Genomic DNA, 22,533 nt, shown 5'->3' with positions numbered 1-22,533 from the left:
GGTCTAGGGTTGGTTGGGCGTCGGTAGCTGGACGCCGGGGGCGGGTCGTGCGGTGTACGTCCTACGTCGTGCGTCGTACGTCGTACGCAAGACGCAAGACGCAAAACGCCAAACGCAAAACGCAAAACGCAAGACGCGAGACGCGAGACGCATTGTCACCCCCTTAGCAAGGGGGGCTGGGGGGATATTCCTTCCCCGCACGCGGGGAGGGACGGGTCGATGAGTACGGGCGCTCCCCCAGCCAGCAAACCCTCCCCGCGGGCGCGGAGGGACGGGGAGGGTCTTACCACGAGCCACCAGCCTCCTGCTCACCGCTGAGGGCTGACCGTTGCTCGCCGGGAGCTTCGCCCCCGCGGGCATTGTATTGTTAGGGAGGAAAGCGCAACACCGGCACCTGGGGCGACGTATGACGTTTTTGTGCATGAGTATGCAAAAAGCGTTGACATTAAAAACGCGGCTGGGTATACTCCCGCACAAACCTTATCCAGCACAGATGAAGGCAGAGGGAGGCGCATCAGGTGCAGCTTTCGGTGGAAAAAGTAAGTTTGGCCTTCGGGGGGTTGCGGGCCCTTAGCGACGTCTCGCTCGAGGTCGCCCAGGGCGAGCTGGTCTCGATCATCGGCCCCAACGGGGCGGGGAAGACCAGCCTGCTCAACTGCATATCCGGCTTCTACCACCCCTCCTCAGGGCGCATCAGCTTCGAGGGGCACGACCTCACGCGGGCCTCGCCCCACCAGGTCACGCAGTACGGCGTCGCCCGCGCGTTCCAGAACATCGAGCTCTTCAACGGCCTAACGGTGCTGGAGAACCTGCTCTTAGCCCGCCACACCTTCTCGAAGTACAACCTCCTCGAGGCGGTGCTGGTCTACGGCCCGGCCATGAAGGTGGGCGTCGCCAACCGGCGCAGCGTGGAGGAGGTCATCGACTTCATGGACCTCGAGCCCTACCGCAAGGCGCTGGTCGGCGACTTGCCCTACGGCGTGCGCAAGCGGGTGGAGGTGGCCCGCGCGCTGTCGCTCTCGCCCAAGCTGCTCCTCCTCGACGAGCCCATGGCGGGCATGACGCTGGAGGAGAAGGAGGACATGGTGCGCTACATCCTCGACATCCGCGCCGAGCGGGGCACCACCATCATCCTCATCGAGCACGACCTGGGCGTGGTGATGGACATCTCCGACCGGGTCTACGTGCTCGACTTCGGGCAGGTCATCGCCGCGGGCTCGCCGGAGGAGGTCTCGCGCAACCCCCGCGTGCAGGAGGCCTACGTGGGCGTGGAGACCCCCTAGAGGTGCGGCCATGATCATCCAACCCACCCCCGAACTCAAGAAGTACACCCTGCCCCAACTGCTGCGCCTGCGGGCGAAGCACGAGGGGGACCGCGTCGCCTTGCGGGAGAAGGAATTCGGCATCTGGAACGAGGTGACCTACGGCGAGTACTACGCCCGGGTCCGGCGCTTCGCCTACGGGCTGCTCGAGCTCGGCTTCCAGAAGGGCGAGCGTCTGGCGATCCTGGCCGACAACATCCCCGAGTGGCTCTACGCCGAGCTCGGCGCCCAGGCGGTGGGGGGCATCTCGGTGGGCGTGTACCAGTCCTCGCTGCCCCCCGAGATCGCCTACGTGCTCGCCTACACCGGCGCCGCCGTGGTGGTGGCCGAGAACCAGGAGCAGGTCGATAAGCTCCTGGAGATCCGCAACGAGATCCCCAGCGTGCGCAAGGTGATCTACGAGGACCCGCGCGGGATGCGGGCTTACCGCGGCGACCCCTGGCTCGTGAGCTTCGAGGAGGTGCTGCGGCTGGGCGAGGCCGCCGAGCACAAGCAGCCCGGCCTCCTCGACGGGCTCATCGAGCAGGGCAAGCCCGACGACGTGTGCCACCTCTCGCTCACCTCCGGCACCACGGGGCGGCCCAAGGCGGCCATGCTCATGCACAAGAACCTCATCCACATGGGCGTCTCGCTGCAGAGCATCGACCCCTTGAAGCCCACCGACGACTACCTCTCCTTCCTGCCCTTCGCCTGGATCGGCGAGCAGATGATGTCGGTGGGGATGGCCCTGGCCGGGGGCTTCGCGGTCAACTTCCCCGAGTCGGTGGACACCGCCATGGCCGACCTCAAGGAGATCGGGCCGCACGTGATGTTCAGCCCGCCCCGGGTGTGGGAGGGCATCCAGAGCAACATCTGGGTGCGCATCTCCGAGACCTACGCCTTCAACCGCTGGATGTACCAGCAGATGCTCGCCGTAGGCATGAAGGCCGCCGACTACCGCATGAGCGGCAAGCCGCTGCCGCTGGGCCTGCGGCTGGGCTACTGGCTGGCCGAGCAGCTCATGTTCAAGCCCCTGCGCGACCAGCTCGGCTTTTTGCGGCTGCGCCGGGCCTACACCGGCGGGGCGGCGCTGGGCCCCGACGTGTTCCGCTTCTACCACGCCATCGGCGTCAACCTCAAACAGATCTACGGCCAGACCGAGATCATCGGCATCGCCTTCGTGCACCGCGACGGCGACGTGCGCGCCGACACGGTGGGGGTGCCTATCCCCGGCGGCGAGGTCAAGATCAGCGAGTCGGGCGAGATCTTGTGCCGCTCGGACGCGGTGGTGGCCGGGTACTGGGAGCGCCCCGACGCCACCGCCGAGACCTTCGAGAACGGCTGGCTGCGCACCGGCGACGCGGGCTACCTCACCGACCGCGGGCACCTCGTCGTCATCGACCGCGTCTCCGACGTGATGTACACCGCGGGCGGGGAGATGTTCAGCCCGCAGTTCATCGAGAACAAGCTCAAGTTCTCGCCCTTCATCAAGGAGGCCGTGGTCTTCGGCGACCAGAAGCCCTACATCACCGCCTTCATCAACGTCGATCCCCAGACGGTGGGCAAGTGGGCCGAGGACCGGGGCATCGCCTACACCACCTACATCGACCTCTCGCAGAAGCCCCAGGTGGCCGAGCTGATCGGCAAGGAGGTGCGCTCGGTCAACGAGGGCCTGCCTGAACACCTGCGCATCCGCCGCTTCGTGCTCTTGTACAAGCTCCTCGACGCCGACGACGACGAACTCACCCGCACGGGCAAGGTGCGGCGCAAGTTCGTCATGCAGCGCTACCAGCCCATCGTCGACGCGCTCTACAGCGACGCGAAGACGGTGCGGGTGGAGGCGGAGTTCAAGTACCAGGACGGCTCGGTGCAGAAGGTGGCGACCGAGGTGAACGTGCTCGAGGCCGCCCCCCTCGCCGGGGCCCCGGGCAGCTACGTGGCCCGCTGAGGGCTTCAGGGGTGCAGCGTGAGCGACTTCTTCCAGTTCCTCATCTCCGGCGTCGCGGTGGGCTCGATCTACGCCCTCGCGGCGCTGGGCTTCGTGCTGATCTACAAGTCGAGCCGGGTGATCAACTTCGCCCACGGGCAGCTCATCGCCATCGGGGCCTTCCTGGCCTACGCCCTGGCGGTGTGGCTCAAGCTGCCGGTGCTCTTAGCCCTGCTGGCGGCCGTCGTGCTCACGGCGCTGCTGGGCTTCGTGGTGGAGCGGGTCTTCCTCAAGCGGCTGGTGGGGCAGCCCATCATCTCGGTGATCATGGTGACCATCGGCCTGGCCTCGGTGCTCGACGGGCTGATGTACCTCACCCCCTTCGGCTCGGGCAACTTCAGCTACCCGGCCTTCCTGCCGCAGGAGCCGCTGCGCCTGGCGGGCATCACCATCTCCTACCCCCAACTGCTGGCCATCGGCTTCACCGCGCTGTTCCTGCTGCTGTTCGGCTGGTTCTTCCAGCGCTCGACGCTGGGCATCTCCATGCGCGCGGTGGCCGACGACCAGATGGCCTCGATGAGCGTGGGGGTCTCGGTGGAGCGGGTCTTCGCCCTGGCCTGGGCGGTGGCGGGCGTCACCGCGGCCTCGGCGGGGATGGTGGTGGGCACGGTCTCGGGCCTCAACCAGGACAGCCTCATCGCCATCGGGCTGGCGGTGTTCCCGGCGGTGATCCTGGGCGGCCTGGACTCCATCCCCGGCGCGGTGGTGGGGGGCATCACCATCGGGGTGCTGCAGAACCTGGCGGCAGGCTACCTCAACAACTTCGTGCCCGGCGGCGGCACCGAGCTCGTCATCCCCTTCGTGGTGCTGCTGGTGGTGCTGTGGTTCAAGCCGCACGGGCTTTTCGGGACCGAGGAGATCGAGCGGGTATGAGTATGTCGAACGCCCAACGCCCAACGCCCAACGCCGGGGTACGTCGTACGCCGATGGCCGAACGCCGAACGCAAAAAGCCACGACCTATAGGGTACAAGCCTTTGACCTCGAGCGCCGTACGCGATGCGCTGTGAGCCGCTGGCCTGGCGGCGGGCGTTTAGCGTTGGGCGTTCGACACGCTGGAGGCGCCCATGCGTAACCCCTGGGCCCAGACCGGCAACTACCGCACGAGCCACGTGCAGGACACCACCATCTTCGCCACCTACCGCGAGATCGTCTCGGTGGGGGTGCTGCTGGTGGCCTTGGTGCTGCTGCCGCAGTTCCTCGAGCGCTCTCAGGTGCTCACCCTCAACTTCATCCTCATCTACGCCATCGCGGTGCTGGGGCTCAACATCACCACCGGCTACGCGGGGCTCATCAGCGTGGGGCAGGCGGCCTTCATGGGCGTGGGCGCCTATACCGTGGCCCTCACCGCGCCCTATCTGCCCTTCTACCTCACCATCCCGCTGGGGGCGGCGGTGGCGGCGGTGTTCGGGGCCGTCGTGGGCATCCCCAGCCTGCGGGTCAAGCACCTCTACTTAGCGCTGGCGACGCTGGCGTTCCAGGAGATCTTCGTGTGGTCGGTGGGCCGGATGCCCGCGCTGGCGCAGGGGGCCTCGATCCCGGTGGAGATGCGCAACTTCCTGGGCTACGAGATCGGCTTCCGCAACCACAACCACTTCTGGTACTACGTCATCCTCTTCGTGCTGGTGCTCATGGTGATCGCCTGGCGCAACCTGCTGAGGGGGAAGTACGGCCGGGCGCTCGTCGCGGTGCGCGACAACGACCGCGCCGCCGACGCCATGGGCATGGACCCCGGCCGCACCAAGCTGATGGCCTTCGCGCTGGGGGCGCTGTACGCGGGCGTGGCGGGCGGCCTGCTGGCCTACTTCCAGCGCAGCGTGGTGATCGAGGAGTTCACCCTCGCCAAGAGCGTGAGCTTCCTGGCGATGGCGATCGTGGGGGGGCTGGGGACGGTGGTGGGCAGCCTGCTGGGGCCCGCCTTCATCGAGTACCTGCGGCTTTCGATGGAGCGGCTTTCGGAGTGGATCAAGGGCAACCAGGCCATCCAGCAGCTCATCCCCCCTGGGGTGGACGTGGCCTCGGCGCTGCTGCCGCTGTCGTTCGGCCTGGTCATCGTGCTCTTCCTGATGTTCGAGCCGCGCGGCCTTTACAACTGGTGGCGGCTGGTGCGAAGTTACTTCCGCACCTGGCCTTTCAAGTACTGAAGCCTTTGGCAAATCCGCTCGAGCGGTTGCAATGAACGGGAGGAACCTCATGAAGCGAAGCGTGTTGTTGGTCGGACTGACCCTGCTGGGCCTGGCCCAAGCACAGCAAACCGTGAGCCTGGTGCACTCGGGCGCGATCACCGGACCCACCTCCGACGTGGGCGGCCCCTACGCGGCGGCCATCGAGGACTACTGCAAGTACGCCAACGAGCAGAAGCTCATCCCCGGCTACACCCTCAACTGCATCGTGCGCGACGACCAGTACCAGAACCCCAACGCCCAGCGCATCCTCGAGGAGGCCCTCGACCGCAACAAGCCCGCCGTCTACCTCGGCTACGCCACCGGGGCCATGCTGGCGCTGAAGTCGCTGGTGCAGGAGGTCAAGCTCGTCACCATCCCGGCTTCCGCCCACATCGGCCTCATCGACCCCCCGGACAACACCTACATGTTCCTGCCCACCTCCTCCTACTCCGAGCAGGTCGTCGCGCTGCTGGAGTACATCGCGCGGCAGAAGAAGGGGGCCAAGGTAGCGCTGGTGGTCAACCCCAGCCCCTTCGGCCGGGCCGTGCTCGACGACGCCCGCAAGGCCGCCGCCCAGCTCGGGCTCTCCATCGTTGACGTGCAGGAGGTGGGGGGCAACAACCTCGACAACACCGCCCTGCTGCGCAACCTCGACTCCAAGGGCACCGAGTTCATCATCCACCAGAACGTGGCCGGGCCGGTCGCCAACATCCTCAAGGACGCCAAGAAGCTCGGCCTCGACAAGAAGATCAAGCAGCTCGGCGCGGTCTACACCGGCGGCAACGACCTCATCCGCCTCGCCGGGGACGCGGCCGAGGGCTACCTCTGGGCCAGCAGCTACTACACCCTCGAGGAAGACACCCCCGGCATGAAGCTGCACCGCGACCTCGCGGCGAAGTACAACCGCGGCACCCTGGGCCAGAGCCACAACTACACCGCCGGCCTGCTGGCCGCCGCCATCGCGGTCGAGGCCATGAAGCGCGCCCTCCAGCGCTTCGGCAAGATCGACAACACCACCTTCTACAACGCCCTGGTGGGCATGAACGGCCCCAACTCCTTCAACCCCGGCTTCGTGGTCAGGACCGCCAACAGCCCCGAGATCGACTTCACCAAGAGCGAGCAGACCGGCGGCGAGGGGCTGCGGGTGCTCGAGGTCAAGGGCGGCAAGTTCGTGCCCATCACCCAGCCCTTCACCTCCACCCTCTTCCGCAAGGTGCACTTCGGGAAATAGCCCGTAGCCGGTGGCCCGTGGCTCGCGGGAAAGCTTTCCGACCGCGGGCCACCGGCCCTCCCAGCGAGGTGACGATGCAACCCACCCATCCCGAAGACCTCGGCCCGATCCTGCTCGAGGTCAACAACATCGAGGTCGTCTACAAGGACATCATCCAGGTGCTGCGCGGGGTGTCGCTCAAGGTTCCCGAGGGGCACATCACCGCGCTCTTAGGCCCTAACGGCGCGGGCAAGACCACCACGCTGCGGGCCATCTCCGGCCTGCTGGTGCCCGAGGACGGGGAGGTGGTGTCGGGGAGCATCCTCTACCGCGGCGAGAACATCGCCAACAAGCCCCCGGAGAACATCGTGCTCAAGGGGATCGTGCAGGTGCCCGAGGGGCGGCGGGTGTTCAAGCACCTCACCGTCGAGGAGAACCTGCGGGTGGGGGCCGCCACCCGGCGCGACGGGGAGGTGCGGCAGGACCTCGAGCGCATCTACCGCTACTTCCCCAAGCTAGCCATGCTCAAGAACCGCCTGGCCGGCTACTGCTCGGGCGGCGAGCAGCAGATGCTCGCCATCGGCCGCGCCCTCTTGGCCCGCCCGCGCCTGCTGCTGCTCGATGAGCCCAGCCTGGGCTTGGCCCCCCTGCTGGTGCGCGAGATCTTCGACATCGTCGCCCAGATCAACGCCGAAGAGGGCGTGACGGTGCTCGTCGTCGAGCAGAACGCCCGCGTCGCGCTGAGCGTGGCCCACTACGGCTACATCATGGAGTCAGGGCGCATCGCGCTCGAGGGCACCCGCGCCTACCTCGAGGAAAACCCCGACGTCAAGGAGTTCTACTTGGGCGTCGCCAAGAGCGGCGGGCGCAAGAGCTTCAAGGACGTGAAGTCCTACCGGCGGCGCAAGCGGTTCATGTAAGGCCGATGGCCGATAGCCGAAGACTTCGACGTCTAGCAGCTATCGGCTATCGGTTATTCGCCAGTGCGTAGCGCCGTTTTACAGCCCCGCCACCCCGCAGCCCACGGGCGGGCGCGGCTGGGTGAGCATGTACCAGCGGCCCGAGCGGCTTTCCCCCGCCACGTAGACGATGTGCCCGGTGAGGTCGGGGCGGGTGCCCTTCTCGGCCTGGATGACCTCGAGCGCCGCGCACTGCTCGGGCTGGGCGTAGACCGTGTAGTTCTGGCCCTTCTGCGGGATCTCGTGCAGCTTGAAGCCGGGGGAGAGGGAGTGCCACTCGTGGAACTTCACCGTGACCTCGCAGCCCTGGCCCACGCCCTTGATCTGCTGGATCTGGGCCGTACCCGTGTAGTTGCGCTGGGTGCTCTTGGCTTCGGCGGCGATGTCCGGCGGCTGCAGCCAGCGCACGGCCACCCCAACCCCGGCCAGCACCAGCAGCCCGAGCAAACCCCAAAACCGAAGACGCTTGCGCCCTTCCATCTCTATCTAGCGTAGTGCCAGTTCTGAGGGGAGGCTGAGGGGTTCAACGTTTGGTTAAGGCCGGGCGCTAGGGGCGGGTCGTGCGTCGTACGTCGTACGCAAGACGCCAAACGCAAAACGCCTTTTCTTTACCCCCCTTAACAAGGGGGGCTAGGGGGGATATCCCTATACCCCGCGCGCGGGGAGGGAAGACGGAAGGGTTCACCACAAGCCACGGGCCACTAGCCGTCAGCCAAAGGCTGACGGCTTCCCCCGCTAATAACTCGGCTGATACTCCCCCCACTCCTCGCGCAGCACCTTGCCGATCTCGCCCAGCGTGGCGCGGCGGCGGAAGGCCTCGAGGATGTGGGGCATGAGGTTTTTGCTGCTGCTGGCGGCCTGGCGCAGCGCCTCGAGGGCGTTGCCGGCGGCCTGGCCGTCGCGCTGGTCGCGGAAGGCCCTGATCTGGGCCTGGCGGCGGCGGTCGAGGGACTCGTCGATGTGCTGGATGGGGGTGGCCTCGTTGAGGGGGGAGTCGGGGCGGTTGAACTTGTTGACCGAGACGATGACGCGCTGGCCCGACTCCACCTCGCGCTGGAAGGTCCAGGCCGACTCCTCGATCTCGCGCTGGAAGAACCCGGCCTCCACCGCGGCGACCGAGCCGCCGAGCTGGTCGATCTGGGCGATGAGGCGCTGGGCTTCGGCCTCGAGCGCGTCGGTGAGGTGCTCGACGTAGAAGCTGCCGCCCAGCGGGTCGATGGCGCGGGTCACGCCCGACTCGTAGGCCAGCACCTGCTGGGTGCGCAGGGCCAGCAGGGCGCTCTTCTCGGTGGGCAGGCCCAGCGCTTCGTCGTAGGCGTTGGTGTGAAGGCTCTGGGTGCCGCCCAGCACGGCGGCGAGGGCCTGGTAGGCGGTGCGCACCACGTTGACCAGCGGCTCCTGCGCGGTGAGGGTGGAGCCCCCGGTCTGGGTGTGGAAGCGCAGCATACAGCTCTTGGGGTCCTTGGCGCCGAATTCCTCCTTCATGATCCGCGCCCACATGCGCCGGGCCGCGCGGAACTTGGCGGCCTCCTCGAGGACGTCGTTGTGCGAGGCGAAGAAGAAGGAGAGGCGGGGGGCGAAGGCGTCGATGTCGAGGCCGGCCTCGATGGCCGCCTTCACGTAGGCCTTGCCGTTGGCGAGGGTGAAGGCGATCTCCTGCGCCGCGGTGCTGCCGGCCTCGCGGATGTGGTAGCCCGAGATGGAGATGGTGTTCCACCTGGGCACGTGCTGGGCGCAGAAGGCGAAGAGGTCGGTGATGAGGCGCATGGAGGGGGCGGGCGGGAAGACGTAGGTGCCCCGTGCGATGTACTCCTTGAGGATGTCGTTCTGCACGGTGCCGCCCACCTTGTCCCAGCCCACGCCCTGCTCCTCGGCCACCAGCAGGTACAGCGCCAGCAGCAGGGTGGCGGGGGCGTTGATGGTCATGGAGGTGGTGACCTGGTCGAGCGGGATGTGGTCGAAGAGCACCTTCATGTCCTCGATGGAGGCGATGGACACCCCCACCCGCCCCACCTCGCCCACGCTGAGGGGGTGGTCGGGGTCGAGGGCGAGCTGGGTGGGCAGGTCGAAGGCCACGCTCAGGCCGGTCTGGCCCTGCTCGAGCAGGTAGCGGTAGCGCGCGTTGGACTCCTCGGCGCTGCTGAAGCCCGCGTACTGCCGCATGGTCCAGGGCCGCTCGGTGTACATCTTGGGGTAGACGCCGCGGGTGAAGGGGTACTGTCCCGGCCGCCCCAACCGCTCGCGCAGGTCGTCGGGCAGGGACTCGAAAAGGGTTTGCGGAAGGGTTTGCATGCTCACCTCAGGTGGAAATCGATCAGGAGCAGGGCCAGGCCCACCCCGCCCAGCACCAGCATCACCGGCATTAAGACGAGCGGGTAGAGGATGGCGACCATCGCCAGCATATCCCTCCAGCCGAGCTTGGGTTCGTGCTTGGGGTGCATGGCCGAATTCTACCCCGCGCCCGCGGTTCAAAAGCCCCTCCCCGGTGTGCCGCTGCACGCCGGCGCGAGCTCACCCGGGTGCGCGGCGCGGCCCCCACCTTGGGCCTCGCCGGAGGGCCAGGGCATGGCGGGGGCCGGGGTTTTCGAATTCCTGCGGGGAGCCAGCCGGCACGCGCCATGAACCGGGCTTTGTTTGAGGGTGTTCTATAATCCGAAGCTGAGGCGTACCGCCACCTCGAGGAGCCTATGAGTCCGAGCATCCCCCTTCTGCCGTTGCTGGTGGCCGTCGCCACCGGCCTGATGATCGCCCTGCTGGGCCCCATCAACGCCCTTTTGCAGCCCAAGGCCGGGACCTGGGGCCTCTCCACCGTGGTCCACGTGGTCGGCCTGACGGTGTCGGTGCTGGGGCTGTTGCTGATCCAGCGCAACGGCTTCCTGGGCTGGCCGCTCGAGCCTTCCCTGCGCGGGGGCTTGCTGGCGGGGGCGGCGCTGGGCCTGCTGGCTTGTGCCTTCCTCTTCTACCGGGGCCTGCAGCAAGGGTTGCCCTGGTACAGCTACCTCGGCGGGGTGATCGGGCTGCTGGTGGTGCTGGGCACGGTGTTCTCCATCCAGCGCCTGGGCGTCGCCAACGCCATGACCATCATCCTCGCCAGCCAGATCGCCACCGCGGCGGTGGTGGGGCACCTGGGGCTGCTGGGCCAGGCCGCCAACCCCGTCTCGGCGCTCAAGCTGGTGGGGCTGGGCGTGATGGTGGCGGGGGCCGTGGTGGCGGTGAGGAACTAGTGGACCCCCGCCTCGAGCGCCTCCGGCGCGGCCAGGGCCCCCTCTACGTCGCCACTTTCCTCTTCGAGCACACCGGCCGCTACTACGGCTCGCGCCTCGAGCACGCCTGCCTCCAGGGGCTGCACGAGGGGCTGCAGGCGCTGGGCCTGCCCCCTGAAGGCACCCTCACCTTCCTGCCCTACCGCGACTCCAACGGCGCGGTGGTGCCTCGGCCCGGCGAGAGCCTCACCCAGGCCATCTACCGCCTCGACACCGAGCGCATGCGCAACTCCTTCGCGCTGCTGGCCCCGCTCTACCACACCCAGTACGACGGGGGGATCTCCTTCGAGGTGGGCTACGCCGCCGGGATCGGCCTGCCGGTGGTCGTGCTGCTGAGCAACTTCTTCCGCTACAAGCACGACCGCGTCGCCGAGCCCCAGCGCCTGCAGCCCCTGCTCGAGCTCCTGGCCGACGAGGTGCTGTGCGAGGGCGACTTCCCCCTCTCGGGCCTCGACCCCGACCCCCGCGCCTACCGCGAGCTCATCGAAGCCGCCTTCGAGCGCGTCGAGCGGCGGGTGAGGGAGGCGGTGCGGGAGCTGGTGCTGCACTACCCCGGGCAGCGGAGCGTCCCCGACCCCCCGGTGCGCCCCGGTCACGTCTTCCTCGAGTTCGGGGGCGGGGAGTACGAGTACCAGACGGTCCTGGCCGAGCGGGCGGCGGGGGCGCTCGAGGCGCTAGGCTGGCGGGTGGAGATCGCCCGGCGCTACGAGGCCGAAAGCGCCGAGGGCCTGCGCGCGGGGGCCGAGCGGGACTTCCGCAACGCCCTCACCAGCGAGGTGGTCGTCACCTTCGGCGACGGGCCCGACATGAACCCCGAGAGCGCCGCGCTGCAGGGCTACCTGCGGGCGCTGGGGCGCGAGGTGGTGCTGTACTGCTCCAGCGCCACCCACCTCTACACCGGCCCCGAGTACGACATGCGCCGCAACCTCATGCTCATGCACTCCGCCGACCGCACGGTCACCCGCCTGGCCGACCTGCCCAAGGCGGTGGGTTTCCCCCGCTCCTGAGGGCGGGGATGAGAACGGTTCTCGGGCCTTCATGCTCGAGGCTTGACCCTTCCCTGACCGATATACTGTCGCAAGGAGGCAACGTGAACGCGAGGGCCATTGTGGTGACATCGGGGAAGGGCGGGGTAGGCAAGACCACCACCACGGCCAACGTGGGGGCCGCCCTAGCCAAGCTGGGCGAGAAGGTCGCCGTCATTGACGTGGACGTCGGATTGCGCAACCTGGACGTGGTGATGGGGCTGGAGGGCCGGGTCGTCTTCGACCTCATCGACGTGCTCGAGGGGCGCTGCAAGCGCTCGCAGGCCCTGATCAAGGACAAGCGCCTCGACGGGCTCTACCTGCTGCCGGCCTCCCAGACCAAGGACAAAGAATCCCTCGACCCCGAGAAGTTCCGCCACCTCGTCAAGGCGCTCATCGAGGAGGAGGGCTTCCACCGCGTGCTCATCGACTCCCCCGCCGGCATCGAGCGCGGCTTCCAGACCGCCGCCACCCCGGCCGAGGGCGCCTTGGTGGTGGTCAACCCCGAAGTCTCCTCCGTGCGCGACGCCGACCGCATCATCGGCATGCTCGAGGCCCGCGAGGTGCGCGAGAACTTCCTGGTCATCAACCGCCTGCGGCCGAAGATGGTCGAGCGCGGCGACATGCTCTCGGTCGAGGACGTGCAGGAGATCTTGGGCCTCAAGCCCATCGGCATCGTCCCCGAGGACGAGAAGGTGCTGGTCTCGAGCAACGAGGGCGAGCCGCTGGTGCTCAAGAACGGCTCGCTGGCCGGCAACGCCTTCATGGACGTGGCCCGGCGCATCCGGGGGGAGAGCGTGCCCTTCCCCGACTTCCGCGAGAAGAGCGGCTTCATGGGCACGCTGCGCAAGCTCTTCGGAGGGGGGTAGCCGATGGCCTGGTTCTGGCAGCGCAACAAGAGCAAGGACGTGCTCAAGGAGCGGCTTAAGCTGACCCTGGCCTACGACCGCGCCCAGCTCGCCCCCGGCATGGTGGACGCCCTCAAGAACGACCTGCTCGAGGTGCTCAAGCGCTACTTCCCCGCCGAGCACGACGCCCTGAACGTCGAGCTCGAGCAGCGCGGCGAAAAAGTGGTGATGATCGCCAACATCCCCCTGCGCTAGGGCGCGGCCCGATCGTGAGCCAGGGCTTCTAGCCCCGGGCGCCGGGGCTTAGGCTTTAAGCAATGGTTCTGCCCCGCATCCCCCTCCTCGCCTACGACTGGAGCCTGGTCACGGTGGTCGGCCTGATCCACGTGGCCGGGCTCGTGACCCTGCGCAGCGCGGCCCCTAGCCCGGCCATCTTCGCCAACCAGCTCATGTTCTCGGCGGTGGCGGTGGCGGCGGCCGCGGCCTTGCAGCTCCTCAGCCGCCGCCAGGTGCAGGCGTGGGGCTGGCTGCTGTACGCGCTGTCGCTGGGGCTGCTGGTGGCGGTGCTGGCGGTGGGCCGCGAGGTCAACGGGGCCAAGGCCTGGCTGAGCTTCGGGCCGGTCAGCTTCCAGCCCAGCGAGCTGGCCAAGCTCTCGCTGATCCTGGTGCTCGCCCGCTGGCTCAGCCGCCGCGAGCCCGGCAGCCTGCTGGGCTACTTCCCGCCCCTGCTCATCGCCGCCCCCGTCCTGGGGTTGGTGCTCGTCGAGCCCGACTTGGGGGGCACCACGGTGCTGGCGGTGATCGTGGCCGCGCTGCTGCTGGCGTGGGGGATGCCCGTGCGGCACGTGCTGCTGGGGCTGGTGCTGGTGGCTATAGCGGCCCCCTTCGCCTTCAACCACCTCGAGCCCTACCAGCAGCAGCGCATCATCGTGGGCTTCAACCCCGAGAGCGACCCCCAGGGCAAGGGCTACCAGCAGATCCAGTCCATGATCGCCATCGGCTCGGGCGGCCTCCTGGGCAAGGGCTACGGCCAGGGCACCCAGAGCCAGCTCGGCTACGTGCCCGAGAAGCAGAACGACTTCATCTTCGCGGTGCTCAGCGAGGAGTGGGGCTTCGTGGGTGCGGTGGCGCTGCTGGTGCTGTACGGCCTGCTGTTCTTCCGGCTGGCGCGCATGGCGCTGGAGTGCAACCGGCTCGAGGACCGCCTGATCGTCGTGGGGGTGCTCGCCATGATCGCCTTCCAGGTGATGGTCAACATCGGCGTGACCATCGGCATGGCCCCGGTCACCGGCCTCACCCTGCCGCTGTTCTCGGCCGGCGGCACCAGCCTGCTCTTCGTCTACCTCTCCCTAGGGCTCGCCGCCCTCGTCCACCGCGACCGCTACCGCGACCTTTGAGGGCGCCTCCGGCGCATTCCCGCGCGGAGAAGCGGGGCTCGCGGGAGACACGGCGGGGGCGCTCGAGGCCGCGCCACCTTTCAGTTGCCCTTAAGCGGGCGGGCTATACTTGGGAGCAAGGAGGTTCCCTATGCCCTTGGGTCTGCCCGAAATCCTCATCATCCTGCTGATCATCCTGCTGCTCTTCGGAGCCCGCAAGCTGCCCGAACTCGCCCGCGGCCTGGGACAGTCGGCCAAGGAGTTCCGCAAGGGGCTCAACGACGACGGCAAGGAAGGCGAGGCCAAGCCCGAGCAGAAGCAGGGCTGACCTGCCGAGCCGAAAAGGAGCCGGGCCAAAGCCCGGCTCCGCGGTTTTTCACGCTACTTGAGGCCTAATTTCTTGCGGGCCTCGTTGACCTGGGCCGAAGTGAGCTTCTTGGCGCGCTGGGCCTTGACCTCGGCGGCGGTGAAGGCCTTCTGGCCCTGGGGCAGCTTGTTGCCCCAGCTCGTGCTGACGTGGTTGAGCACGGCCGCGACCTGGTCGTCGGAGAGCTGGGCGAAGGCGGGCATGGCCCCGCTGTACTTCTGGCCCTTCACGGTGATCTCGCCGGTGAGGCCGTACAGCATCACCTGGACCAGGTACTCGCGGCCCCCTTTGGCGGCCAGGACCTCGGGGATGTGGCCCGCCAGGGGAGGGAACACGCCGGGGATGCCCGCACCGGTGGGCTGGTGGCAGCCTTGGCACTGCTGGTAGATGGTGGCGCCTTGCTGGGCCGACTGGGTAAAGGCCACGGGAATGAGCGCCAGCGGGAGCAGCAGGTACAGGTATTTACGCATTGAAATCCTCCTTTGCCCTATTCTACCCAGCCTGTGCCCGACTACCGCAGACCCAGGCGGATGCGCTGCGCCATGACCTGCGCCGGGGTCAGGCGGGTGGAGCGCAAGGGCGTGAAGTCGGCGGCGGTGAAGGGTTTGAAGCCCTGCGGCAGCAGCTTGTCGTTGCCCCAGGCGGTGAGCACGTAGTTGAGGATGGCGGCGAGCTCTTCGTCCTTGAGGTGGCTGAAGGGGGCCATCACGCCGTTATAGCGCTGCCCCTTGACCACCAGCTCGCCCTGCAGGCCGTAGAGCAGGAGCTGGGCCACGTAGCTACGCCCCTCGTTGTTCTGCACCAGGGTAGGCGCGTGCTCGACAAGCGGCGGGAAGGCCCCGGTGCGCCCCAAGCCCTTCTCCCCGTGGCAGAAGGCGCAGTTCTGCTGGTACAGCACAGCCCCCGACTGGGCCAAAGCCCCCCCCAGCAGGCTGAAGGCCGCGAGCACGACGCACAACGATTTCATCTCTTTTCCAGTATGGGGCATGGAAAATGGGATGGATGTGATGGGGAGGCCGGGCGGGGTCGTACGTCGAACGCAAGACGCCAGACGCCAGGGGTCGTACGTCCTACGTCCTACGTCGTACGTGAGATGCCGGACGCAAGACGCGAGACGCGTGTCCTACGTCTTACGCCGTACGCCTGGGTCCTCGGGCCTCGACCCTTAACCACCCACACGCTGCGCGTTCAGCGTGCCTTCACCTCGGCCCATACCGCGTTGAAGGCGTCGAGGTCGGGGCCTAGGTCGGCGAGGAACTCGAGCTTTTGCTGCACCTCGGCCGGGGGGTAGATCACGGGGTTGTCCTTGGCCTCGATCATGGGCAGGGCGGCGGGGACGGGGGTGCCGTAGCCGATGCCGTTGGAGACCTGGGCCGCGACCTCGGGCTCGAGCAGGTAGTTGATGAACTTGTAGGCCAGCTCGGCGTTGGGGCTCTTGCTCAGCACGGCCAGGCTGTCGGTCCAGCGGGTGCCGCCCTCGGCGGGGATGACGTACTTGACCTTCTCGTTCTCCTCCATGGCGCGGAAGGCGTCGCCCGAGTAGGCCACCGCCACGGCCGCGTTGCCGCCCAGCACCTGCTGCACCGCGTCGGTGCCCCCGGCGAAGCCCTGGCTTCGCCGCTTGGCGTCGATGAGCAGGCCCTTCACCCTCTCCAGCACCGCCGGGTCGGTGGTGTTGACCGACTCGCCCAGGTAGCGCAGCGCCGCGCCCATCTGCTCGCGCATCTCGGTGAGCAGCAGGAAGCTGCCCACGCTTTTGGCCGGGTCGAAGAGCACCGCCCAGCTATCCACCGGCCCCTTGACCAGGTCCTCGCGGTAGACCAGGCCCGTGGTGCCCCACTGGTACACCACCGAGTGCTTGCTCTCGGGGTCGAAGGCGGGGTTGGCGAACTCGGGGCCTAAGTTGGCGAGGTTGGGGATCTTGGACTTGTCGAGCTCGAGGATGGTCCCCTTGCGGGCGAGCTGCCCGATGAGGTAGTCGGAGACGATGACGAGGTCGTACTCGGTGTCGCCGCCGGCCTCGAGCTTGGAGATCATGGCCTCGGGGTCGTCGTAGGTGTCGAGCACGACCTTGACCTTCTCGCGCTCCTCGAAGCCCTTGATCACCTCCTCGGGCATGTAGTCCGACCAGTTGTAGACGCGCAATTCGCTCGCCCCCTGCTTGGGGCAGGCCGTGAGCAGGGGAACGAGCACCAGCAATGCCAGCCATTTCTTCACGCTTTACCTCCTTAGCGCCTACGCCAGAATAGGGCCCCGAGCACCAGGATCAAAATGGTAGCCCCCACCATCAGCGTCGAGAGCGCGTGGATCTCGGGGGTGATGCCGGTCTTGACCTTGCCGTAGATGTACAGCGGCAGCGTGGTCGAGCCCGAGCCCGAGGTGAAGAAGGTCACCACGAAGTCGTCGAGCGAGAGGCTGAAGGCCAGCAGCGCCCCCGAGACCACCCCCGGCCAGGTCAAGGGCAGCGTCACCTCCCAGAAGGTGCGCCAGTTGTCGGCCCCCAGGTCGCGGGCGGCCTCCTCGAGCGCCGGGTCCAACAGCATCAGCCGCGCCCGCACCACCAGCGTCACGTAGGCGATCTGGAAGCTGACGTGGGCCAGGATGATGGTGAAGAGCGAGAGCCTGGGCCAGCCGATGCCGTCGCGCACGGTGTCGAAGAGCAGCAAGAGCGAGATGCCCATCACCACGTCGGGCACCACCACCGGCACGTAGAGCAAGTAGCGCAGGAAACTGCGCAGCCGGAAGCGGTAGCGCACGATGCCCATCGCCAGCAGGGTGCCCAGCACCGTCGAGACCAGCGTCGAGGTGAAGGCCACCACCAGCGTGTTGCCCAAATACTCCCCGATGCGCCGGTTCTCCAACAGCGCCTCGTACCACCTGAGGCTGAAGCCCGTCCAGTTGACCCCGAAGCGGCTCTCGTTGAACGAGAGCACCACGATCACCGCGATGGGCAGGTACAAGAAGGCGAAGACCAGCCAGGAGTAGGCGGCGAGGAGGCGTTTCACGGGCACCCCCGGCGCGCCCAACGCCGGACGCCGGAGGCCGAAGGCCTGTGCACGAGCGTTTCCTCCTGGCGCCGCGCGTTCGACGTTAGGCGTCTGGCGTTTTTCATCCTCATACCAGCTCGTCGAGCCCCCTCTCCCCCTGGGTGCGCGCGTACAGCCACAGGCCCAGCAGCACCATGACCATCAGGATCATGCTCACCGCCGCGCCGAAGGCCCAGTTCTGGGCCGAGGTGAACTGCTGCTGGATGAGGTTGCCGATGAGGGTGATCTTGCCCCCACCCAGCAGGTCGGCGATCACGAAGGTGCCCACGGCGGGGATGAAGGTGAGCAGGAAGCCCGCGAAGAGGCCGGGGAGGGTCTGGGGGAAGATGGCCTCCCAGAAGCCCCGCACCGGGGTCGCCCCCAGGTCGTAGGCGGCCTCGAGCTGGCTCCAGTCGATGCGCTCGACCGCGGCGTACAGCGGCAGCACCAAAAAAGGCAGGAAGGTGTAGACCGTGGCGAGGTAGACCGCGAAGCTCGAGGGGAAGAGCTCGGCGGGGGGCAGGCCGAAGGCGGTGACCACGGCGTTGACGGCGCCCTCGCGCTGCAGCAGGATGATCCAGGCGTAGACCCGGATGAGGAAGTTGGTGAAGAAGGGGATCACCACCAGCAGCAGCAGCGCCTGCTTGTGGCGGTGGGCGGCGATGTAGAAGGCCAGCGGGTAGCCCATCAGCACCGTGAGCACCGTGGCCCACCCGCCGATCCACAGGCTGCGCCCCACGATCTCCCAGAACAGCGGCTCGGTGAAGAAGCGCACGTAGTTGTGCAGGCCCCAGGGCGGGGCCAGGCTGCCGGCGCTGCTGCGGCTGAGGAGCGAGGCCAGGAGGATCAGCAGCGAGGGCACGAGCACGAAGACCACGAGCCACAGCGCCCCGGGGCCCACCGTCACGAGCAGGCGCCGCGCCTTCTGCCAGGGGGTGGCGGCCTCGTTCACGCGGGGGCACCCCCGTCGGCACCGGTCTCGCTCACCACCACCAGCTTCTCCGGGGTCATGGCTACCCACACCGCCTCGTCGTAGGTGAACTCGTCGTGGCCGGGCTCGAGGATGTCCTGGTTGAGGGTGTCCACCGTGAGGCGCATCCCGCCGGCCTCGAGCAGGTACTGGTTCTCGGCGCCGGTGTAGATGATGTCGTCCACGCGGGCCTGGAAGACGTTGGGCAGGTTGGGCCGCTCGCGGAAGAGCCGGATCTTCTCGGGCCGGATCGAAAGCAGCACCTCCTGGCCCGGGGTGAGCGCGTCCTCCTCGTCGAGCACGAACTCCCCCAGCGGGGTCCGGACGCGGCGGGGCTCGAGCGCCGTCGCGGGGATGAGGTTGGAGTCGCCCAGGAAGCGGGCGACGAAGGGGGTGCGCGGCAGCTCGTAGACGTCTTCGGTGGCGCCCACCTGCTCCACGAGGCCTTTGTTCATCACCGCGATGCGGTCGCTCATCACCAGCGCCTCCTCCTGGTCGTGGGTCACGAAGATGAAGGTGATGCCCAGCCGCTCCTGCAGGTTCATCAGCTCCACGCGCAGCTCCTGCCGGAGCTTGAGGTCGAGCGCGGAGAGGGGCTCGTCCAGAAGCAGCACCTCCGGCTCGTTGACCAGGGCCCGCGCCAAAGCCACGCGCTGGCGCTGCCCGCCCGAGAGCTGGTGGGGGCGGCGCTTCTCCAGGCCCTGCATGTTGACGAGCTCGAGCGCCCCCGCCACCCGCCGGGCGATCTCCTCACGGGCCATCCCCTTCATGCGCAGCCCGAAGGCGATGTTCTGCTCGACGCTCATGTGCGGGAAGAGCGCGTAGTTCTGGAAGACGGTGTTGACGGGGCGGCGGTAGGGCGGCACGCCGGTCATGTCCTTGCCGGCGATGTACACCTTGCCCTCGCTGGGCTCCTCGAAGCCGGCGATCATGCGCAGCAGCGTGGTCTTGCCGCAGCCGGAGGGCCCCAGCAGGCTGAAGAACTCCCCGTCGCGGATGTCGAGGTCGATGCCGCGCACCACCTCCACGTCGCCGAAGCGCTTGCGCACGCGCTCGAGGCGCACCGCCACGTTCTCGCCCAGCTTGCGTTCGCGCCGTCCGCGGAAGAGCGTCGGGTCCACAGCCCCGAGTCTAAGGGCCCACCCCCCTCCCGGCAAGGACGCGCTGCCGGAGCCCCTTTCCGCCCGGTAATTCCCCGGCGAACGAAACCCAATCTTCTCCTCATCGTGCTCACCAAAGCCCTTGCCCATCGCCTCTTTTTCTGCTACACTGGCCTTTGCCTGCTCGGGCGCGTCCCGGCTTCGACGGGGATTCGCGAAAGCAAGGCTGCGTGTCGAGGTGGCCGGTGGCCTCGTAAAAACCGGCAAAGCCATAACTGGCAACAGCAACGCTTACTCCCTCGCTGCTTAAGTCAGCGACGTTCCCGGCAAGCCCCGCCGTTGGCTCGGCCGGCGAACGACCTAAAAACGGCTAGCCCAAGGCAAGGCACCGTAGCCGCGGGCGAAGCTTAACGGAGCTCGGCCCCAGGCCCCTGTCGGCGGGGAAACCCGGGGCGACACCCAAACACCGACTACACACGTAGACGCCTGCCGTAGGGGTCTTCGGACGAGGGTTCGACTCCCTCCGCGTCCACCAAGGCAACTCCCCGCCCCCCAAAGGGGCGGGGTTTTCGTCGTGGGGCCTTTGGGCTACCTCGTCACCTGCTGGTACAGCTCGGTGGCTTCGGCGAGGTGCTGGCGCACGGCGGGGAGGGTGGCCTGCACGTACTGGCGCACGTCGTTGTCGAGGGTGACGCCGGGGCTTTGAGGGTTGTTGCCCTGTCCCTGGCCTTGCCCCTGCCCCTGGCCCGGGTTGGCCGGCGTGCCCTGCATGGCCTCGCTGCCGCCCGCCTTGAGCATGGTGTCGAGGAAGAGGGCGGCCATCTCGTGCCCGTCCACCTGCGCCTTGAGGTAGGCCCGCTCGAAGTCGGGGCCTTGCAGCAGCGAGGCGTTGAGGAGGATGAGGCGGTTGTGCACGCCCTCGTTCTGCGGCAGCGTGACGTTCTTGCTGCGGGCGAGCTGTTGGAGGGTCTGCTGGTTCTTGGTGTGCTCGTCGATCATCTTCTGGGCATAGCGCTTGACGGCGTCGCGGATGTTCTTGGCGAGGGCGGCCTTGGAGGCGTCGATCTCGAACTGGTTGCTCATAGCCATGGCCTGTAAGCCCAGCACCACCACGTTGCCGCCGGTGGCGTCGGGCGAGGCCTGCGGGTTCTGGTTCGGGTTCTGCTGGGCGAGCCCTAGGGCCGCGAGGGTGAACAGGGCGAGGGTGTACCGCTTCATGGTTTCCTCCTTGTGGGCGGACGGGTGTCCACTCCCCATTGCAAGCCCGCGGGCGGCTTTTGGCATGACCTATCGGCGGGGCTCGAGCCGACCCCGAGCGGGGGTGCGGGTGGCACCCGCTCGAGGGGGTGCGTTAACACTTTCGGGGGCCCCGCCGTGCGGCCCTGTCCCGCCCCAATGCGATCGCGTCCGCATTTTGCCCGGCGCCCGCCCCGAATAATGGAGGGGTGCTCTGGCTCCGCGCCGCGGTGATCGCCGCCCTGCTGCTGGCCTTCGCGGGCCCCAGCCTGCCCCTGCAGCCCGTGCGCACGGTGGTGCTGCTCGACCAGAGCCCCTCGGCGCGCGAGGGGGTCGCGCGGGCCGTGAGCGGCCTCCCGGCGCTGCCCGGCGTGCGCTACCTGGCCTTCGCCGAGCGGGCCCAGCCCGTCCCCTCCGCCGCCGCCCGCCGCCAGGACCTGGGCGAGGGCACCGACCTCTACGGGGCGCTGCTCGAGGCCCGCAAGCTCGGCCCCGACCGCGTGGTGGTGCTCTCCGACGGCCTGTCGCAGGGCGAGGTGCTGCCCGTGGGCACCCCGGTCTACGCCTTCTGGACCCCGCCGAGCCCCAAGCTCTCGCTGGGCCTGCTCCCCCCGGCCTACCCCGTGCAGGGCGAGACCGTGGAGGTGCGGGTGCTGCTGGAGTCCACCGCCGACGCCGAGGCCCGGCTGGTGGTGGAGGGCCCGGCCGGGCGGCAGGAGCGGCAGGTGCGGGTGAAGGCCGGGCGGCAGAGCTTCGGCTACCGCTTCCCCCTCGAGCGCCCCGCCACCGTGCGGGCGAGGGTCGAGAGCCCGCTGGGCCGCGACAGCGCGCAGGTGCAGGTGAGCCCCGCCGACAAGGTGCGGGTGTGGGTGCTGGGCGACGAGCCGCTGGCGCGCTACCTCGAGGCCCAGGGCTTCGCGGTCGAGCGGCGCAGCCGGGTCACGCTGCCCATCCAGGCCGACGTGGTGGCCCTCGGGCTGAGCACCCGCGACCTCAGCGAGGCCGAGATCGACGCCCTGCAGGGCTTCTTGGGCCAGGGCGGGAGCCTGCTGTGGACCGCCACGCCCCGGGGGCTGTTCTTCGGGGGCTGGGAGCGCAGCACGCTCTCCGAGGCCATCCCGCTCGAGCCCCTGGAGCAGGACGGCGGGGTGGGGCTGGTGCTGGTGCTCGACGTCTCGGGCAGCATGCTCCAGGCCGACAAGCTGGGCCTGGCGGTGACGGGGGCGCTCGAGCTCATCCGCTCGGCCCGCGAGCAGGACTACGTGGGCGTGATCGCCTTCTCCAGCAGCTACCGCTGGGTCTTCCGCCCGCGCCGCATGACCCCCCAGGGGCGCAAGGCCGCCGAGAGCCTGCTGCTGGCCGCGCAGGCCGGGGGCGGCACCGAGCTCGGCGGGGCCTACGCCGAGGCCGTGAAGGCCCTCGAGCCCCTCCCCGTCGAGGACAAGCGCATCCTGGTCATGACCGACGGCCAGATCGCCGACCCCATCCCACCCGTGCTCGCGGCCGCCGCCCAGGGGCAGCAGCGCAAGGTCTTCACCAGCACCGTCGCGCTGGGCCAGGACGCCGACCAGGGCTTCTTGCGCGAGCTGGCCCAGCGGGGCGGGGGCAGTTTCTGGTACGTGCCCAGCCCCCGCGACCTGCCCCGCTTCTTCCTCGAGGAGGCCCAGCGCCAGTTCAAGCGCGAGGCCCTGGAGGGCACCTT

General features: G+C 68.3%; 23 protein-coding genes and 1 other RNA gene. 14 read left to right on the top strand and 10 right to left on the bottom strand.

The window, feature by feature from the left end; genetic code table 11:
• Positions 1-518: 518 nt before the first annotated feature.
• From Mterra_RS07340 to Mterra_RS07315, 6 genes are all read left to right on the top strand, one after another.
• Positions 519-1,283 carry an ABC transporter ATP-binding protein gene (locus Mterra_RS07340; protein ID WP_119314597.1) on the top strand — a complete coding sequence of 255 codons (765 nt, stop codon included), beginning with the start codon at positions 519-521 and terminating at the stop codon, positions 1,281-1,283.
• 10 nt (positions 1,284-1,293) lie between these two features.
• A complete protein-coding gene (locus Mterra_RS07335; RefSeq protein ID WP_119314596.1) occupies positions 1,294-3,249 on the top strand; it encodes a long-chain fatty acid--CoA ligase in 1,956 nt (651 codons plus the stop codon).
• 18 nt (positions 3,250-3,267) lie between these two features.
• Positions 3,268-4,161 carry a branched-chain amino acid ABC transporter permease gene (locus Mterra_RS07330; RefSeq protein ID WP_119314595.1) on the top strand — a complete coding sequence of 298 codons (894 nt, stop codon included), beginning with the start codon at positions 3,268-3,270 and terminating at the stop codon, positions 4,159-4,161.
• Positions 4,162-4,353: 192 nt separating this feature from the next.
• Positions 4,354-5,430: a branched-chain amino acid ABC transporter permease gene (locus tag Mterra_RS07325; RefSeq protein WP_119314594.1), complete on the top strand. Its 1,077-nt coding sequence runs from the start codon at positions 4,354-4,356 to the stop codon at positions 5,428-5,430.
• 49 nt (positions 5,431-5,479) lie between these two features.
• Complete coding sequence (locus Mterra_RS07320; protein WP_119314593.1) at positions 5,480-6,682, top strand: ABC transporter substrate-binding protein; 1,203 nt, start codon at positions 5,480-5,482, stop codon at positions 6,680-6,682.
• A 74-nt stretch (positions 6,683-6,756) separates the two neighbouring features.
• On the top strand, positions 6,757-7,581 hold the full coding sequence (locus Mterra_RS07315; RefSeq protein ID WP_119314599.1) for an ABC transporter ATP-binding protein: 825 nt from the start codon (positions 6,757-6,759) through the stop codon (positions 7,579-7,581).
• Between the two features lie 78 nt (positions 7,582-7,659).
• On the opposite strand, the gene Mterra_RS07310 is transcribed toward Mterra_RS07315, so the two are convergent.
• The 3 genes from Mterra_RS07310 to Mterra_RS22210 all read right to left on the bottom strand — a co-directional run bounded on the left by Mterra_RS07310 (position 7,660) and on the right by Mterra_RS22210 (position 10,061).
• Positions 7,660-8,100, bottom strand: a complete 441-nt coding sequence (locus Mterra_RS07310; protein WP_147372590.1) for a hypothetical protein — start codon at positions 8,098-8,100, stop codon at positions 7,660-7,662.
• A gap of 255 nt (positions 8,101-8,355) precedes the next feature.
• Positions 8,356-9,912 (bottom strand): acyl-CoA mutase large subunit family protein, encoded by a 1,557-nt coding sequence (locus Mterra_RS07305; RefSeq protein ID WP_119314591.1) that lies wholly within the window; start codon positions 9,910-9,912, stop codon positions 8,356-8,358.
• A 2-nt stretch (positions 9,913-9,914) separates the two neighbouring features.
• Positions 9,915-10,061 (bottom strand): hypothetical protein, encoded by a 147-nt coding sequence (locus tag Mterra_RS22210; protein ID WP_170159583.1) that lies wholly within the window; start codon positions 10,059-10,061, stop codon positions 9,915-9,917.
• A gap of 246 nt (positions 10,062-10,307) precedes the next feature.
• On the opposite strand from Mterra_RS22210, the gene Mterra_RS07300 reads away from it, so the two are divergent.
• The 6 genes from Mterra_RS07300 to Mterra_RS07275 all read left to right on the top strand — a co-directional run bounded on the left by Mterra_RS07300 (position 10,308) and on the right by Mterra_RS07275 (position 14,460).
• Positions 10,308-10,844, top strand: coding sequence for a DMT family transporter (locus Mterra_RS07300; RefSeq protein WP_119314590.1), 537 nt, complete (start codon positions 10,308-10,310; stop codon positions 10,842-10,844).
• On the top strand, positions 10,844-11,890 hold the full coding sequence (locus tag Mterra_RS07295) for a nucleoside 2-deoxyribosyltransferase (RefSeq protein ID WP_119314589.1): 1,047 nt from the start codon (positions 10,844-10,846) through the stop codon (positions 11,888-11,890). Before Mterra_RS07300 ends, Mterra_RS07295 begins: the two co-directional genes overlap by 1 nt.
• 83 nt (positions 11,891-11,973) lie before the next feature.
• Positions 11,974-12,777, top strand: a complete 804-nt coding sequence (gene minD / locus Mterra_RS07290; RefSeq protein WP_119314588.1) for a septum site-determining protein MinD — start codon at positions 11,974-11,976, stop codon at positions 12,775-12,777.
• A gap of 3 nt (positions 12,778-12,780) precedes the next feature.
• Positions 12,781-13,011 (top strand): cell division topological specificity factor MinE, encoded by a 231-nt coding sequence (minE, locus tag Mterra_RS07285; RefSeq protein ID WP_027892506.1) that lies wholly within the window; start codon positions 12,781-12,783, stop codon positions 13,009-13,011.
• 62 nt (positions 13,012-13,073) lie between these two features.
• Positions 13,074-14,153: a rod shape-determining protein RodA gene (gene rodA / locus Mterra_RS07280; RefSeq protein WP_119314587.1), complete on the top strand. Its 1,080-nt coding sequence runs from the start codon at positions 13,074-13,076 to the stop codon at positions 14,151-14,153.
• A 130-nt stretch (positions 14,154-14,283) separates the two neighbouring features.
• The gene (locus tag Mterra_RS07275; RefSeq protein WP_119314586.1) at positions 14,284-14,460 is read left to right on the top strand and encodes a Sec-independent protein translocase subunit TatA/TatB; all 177 of its coding nucleotides are present in this window, start codon (positions 14,284-14,286) and stop codon (positions 14,458-14,460) included.
• Between the two features lie 53 nt (positions 14,461-14,513).
• On the opposite strand, the gene Mterra_RS07270 is transcribed toward Mterra_RS07275, so the two are convergent.
• The 6 genes from Mterra_RS07270 to Mterra_RS07245 form a co-directional block, all read right to left on the bottom strand.
• Positions 14,514-14,969 (bottom strand): c-type cytochrome, encoded by a 456-nt coding sequence (locus Mterra_RS07270; protein WP_119314585.1) that lies wholly within the window; start codon positions 14,967-14,969, stop codon positions 14,514-14,516.
• 41 nt (positions 14,970-15,010) lie between these two features.
• Positions 15,011-15,466 (bottom strand): c-type cytochrome, encoded by a 456-nt coding sequence (locus Mterra_RS07265; RefSeq protein WP_119314584.1) that lies wholly within the window; start codon positions 15,464-15,466, stop codon positions 15,011-15,013.
• 221 nt (positions 15,467-15,687) lie between these two features.
• Positions 15,688-16,716, bottom strand: a complete 1,029-nt coding sequence (locus tag Mterra_RS07260; RefSeq protein ID WP_119314583.1) for a polyamine ABC transporter substrate-binding protein — start codon at positions 16,714-16,716, stop codon at positions 15,688-15,690.
• A gap of 11 nt (positions 16,717-16,727) precedes the next feature.
• On the bottom strand, positions 16,728-17,504 hold the full coding sequence (locus Mterra_RS07255; RefSeq protein ID WP_119314598.1) for an ABC transporter permease: 777 nt from the start codon (positions 17,502-17,504) through the stop codon (positions 16,728-16,730).
• A 109-nt stretch (positions 17,505-17,613) separates the two neighbouring features.
• On the bottom strand, positions 17,614-18,477 hold the full coding sequence (locus Mterra_RS07250) for an ABC transporter permease (protein WP_119314582.1): 864 nt from the start codon (positions 18,475-18,477) through the stop codon (positions 17,614-17,616).
• Positions 18,474-19,616 (bottom strand): ABC transporter ATP-binding protein, encoded by a 1,143-nt coding sequence (locus tag Mterra_RS07245; protein ID WP_119314581.1) that lies wholly within the window; start codon positions 19,614-19,616, stop codon positions 18,474-18,476. The genes Mterra_RS07250 and Mterra_RS07245 overlap by 4 nt, the downstream gene beginning before the upstream one ends.
• 165 nt (positions 19,617-19,781) lie before the next feature.
• On the opposite strand from Mterra_RS07245, the gene ssrA reads away from it, so the two are divergent.
• Positions 19,782-20,130, top strand: a transfer-messenger RNA (tmRNA) gene (ssrA, locus tag Mterra_RS07240).
• A gap of 53 nt (positions 20,131-20,183) precedes the next feature.
• Here ssrA and Mterra_RS07235 read toward each other — a convergent pair.
• Positions 20,184-20,813, bottom strand: a complete 630-nt coding sequence (locus Mterra_RS07235; RefSeq protein ID WP_119314580.1) for a DUF4142 domain-containing protein — start codon at positions 20,811-20,813, stop codon at positions 20,184-20,186.
• Positions 20,814-21,040: 227 nt separating this feature from the next.
• Here Mterra_RS07235 and Mterra_RS07230 point away from each other — a divergent pair.
• Positions 21,041-22,533, top strand: a 1,493-nt coding sequence (locus Mterra_RS07230) for a VWA domain-containing protein (RefSeq protein WP_119314579.1), incomplete at its 3' end; no start/stop codon positions are given.

The organism is Calidithermus terrae (assembly GCF_003574345.1).
Classification (GTDB): Bacteria; Deinococcota; Deinococci; order Deinococcales; family Thermaceae; genus Calidithermus; species Calidithermus chliarophilus.
This window is presented reverse-complemented; position numbering and strand designations above follow the sequence as displayed.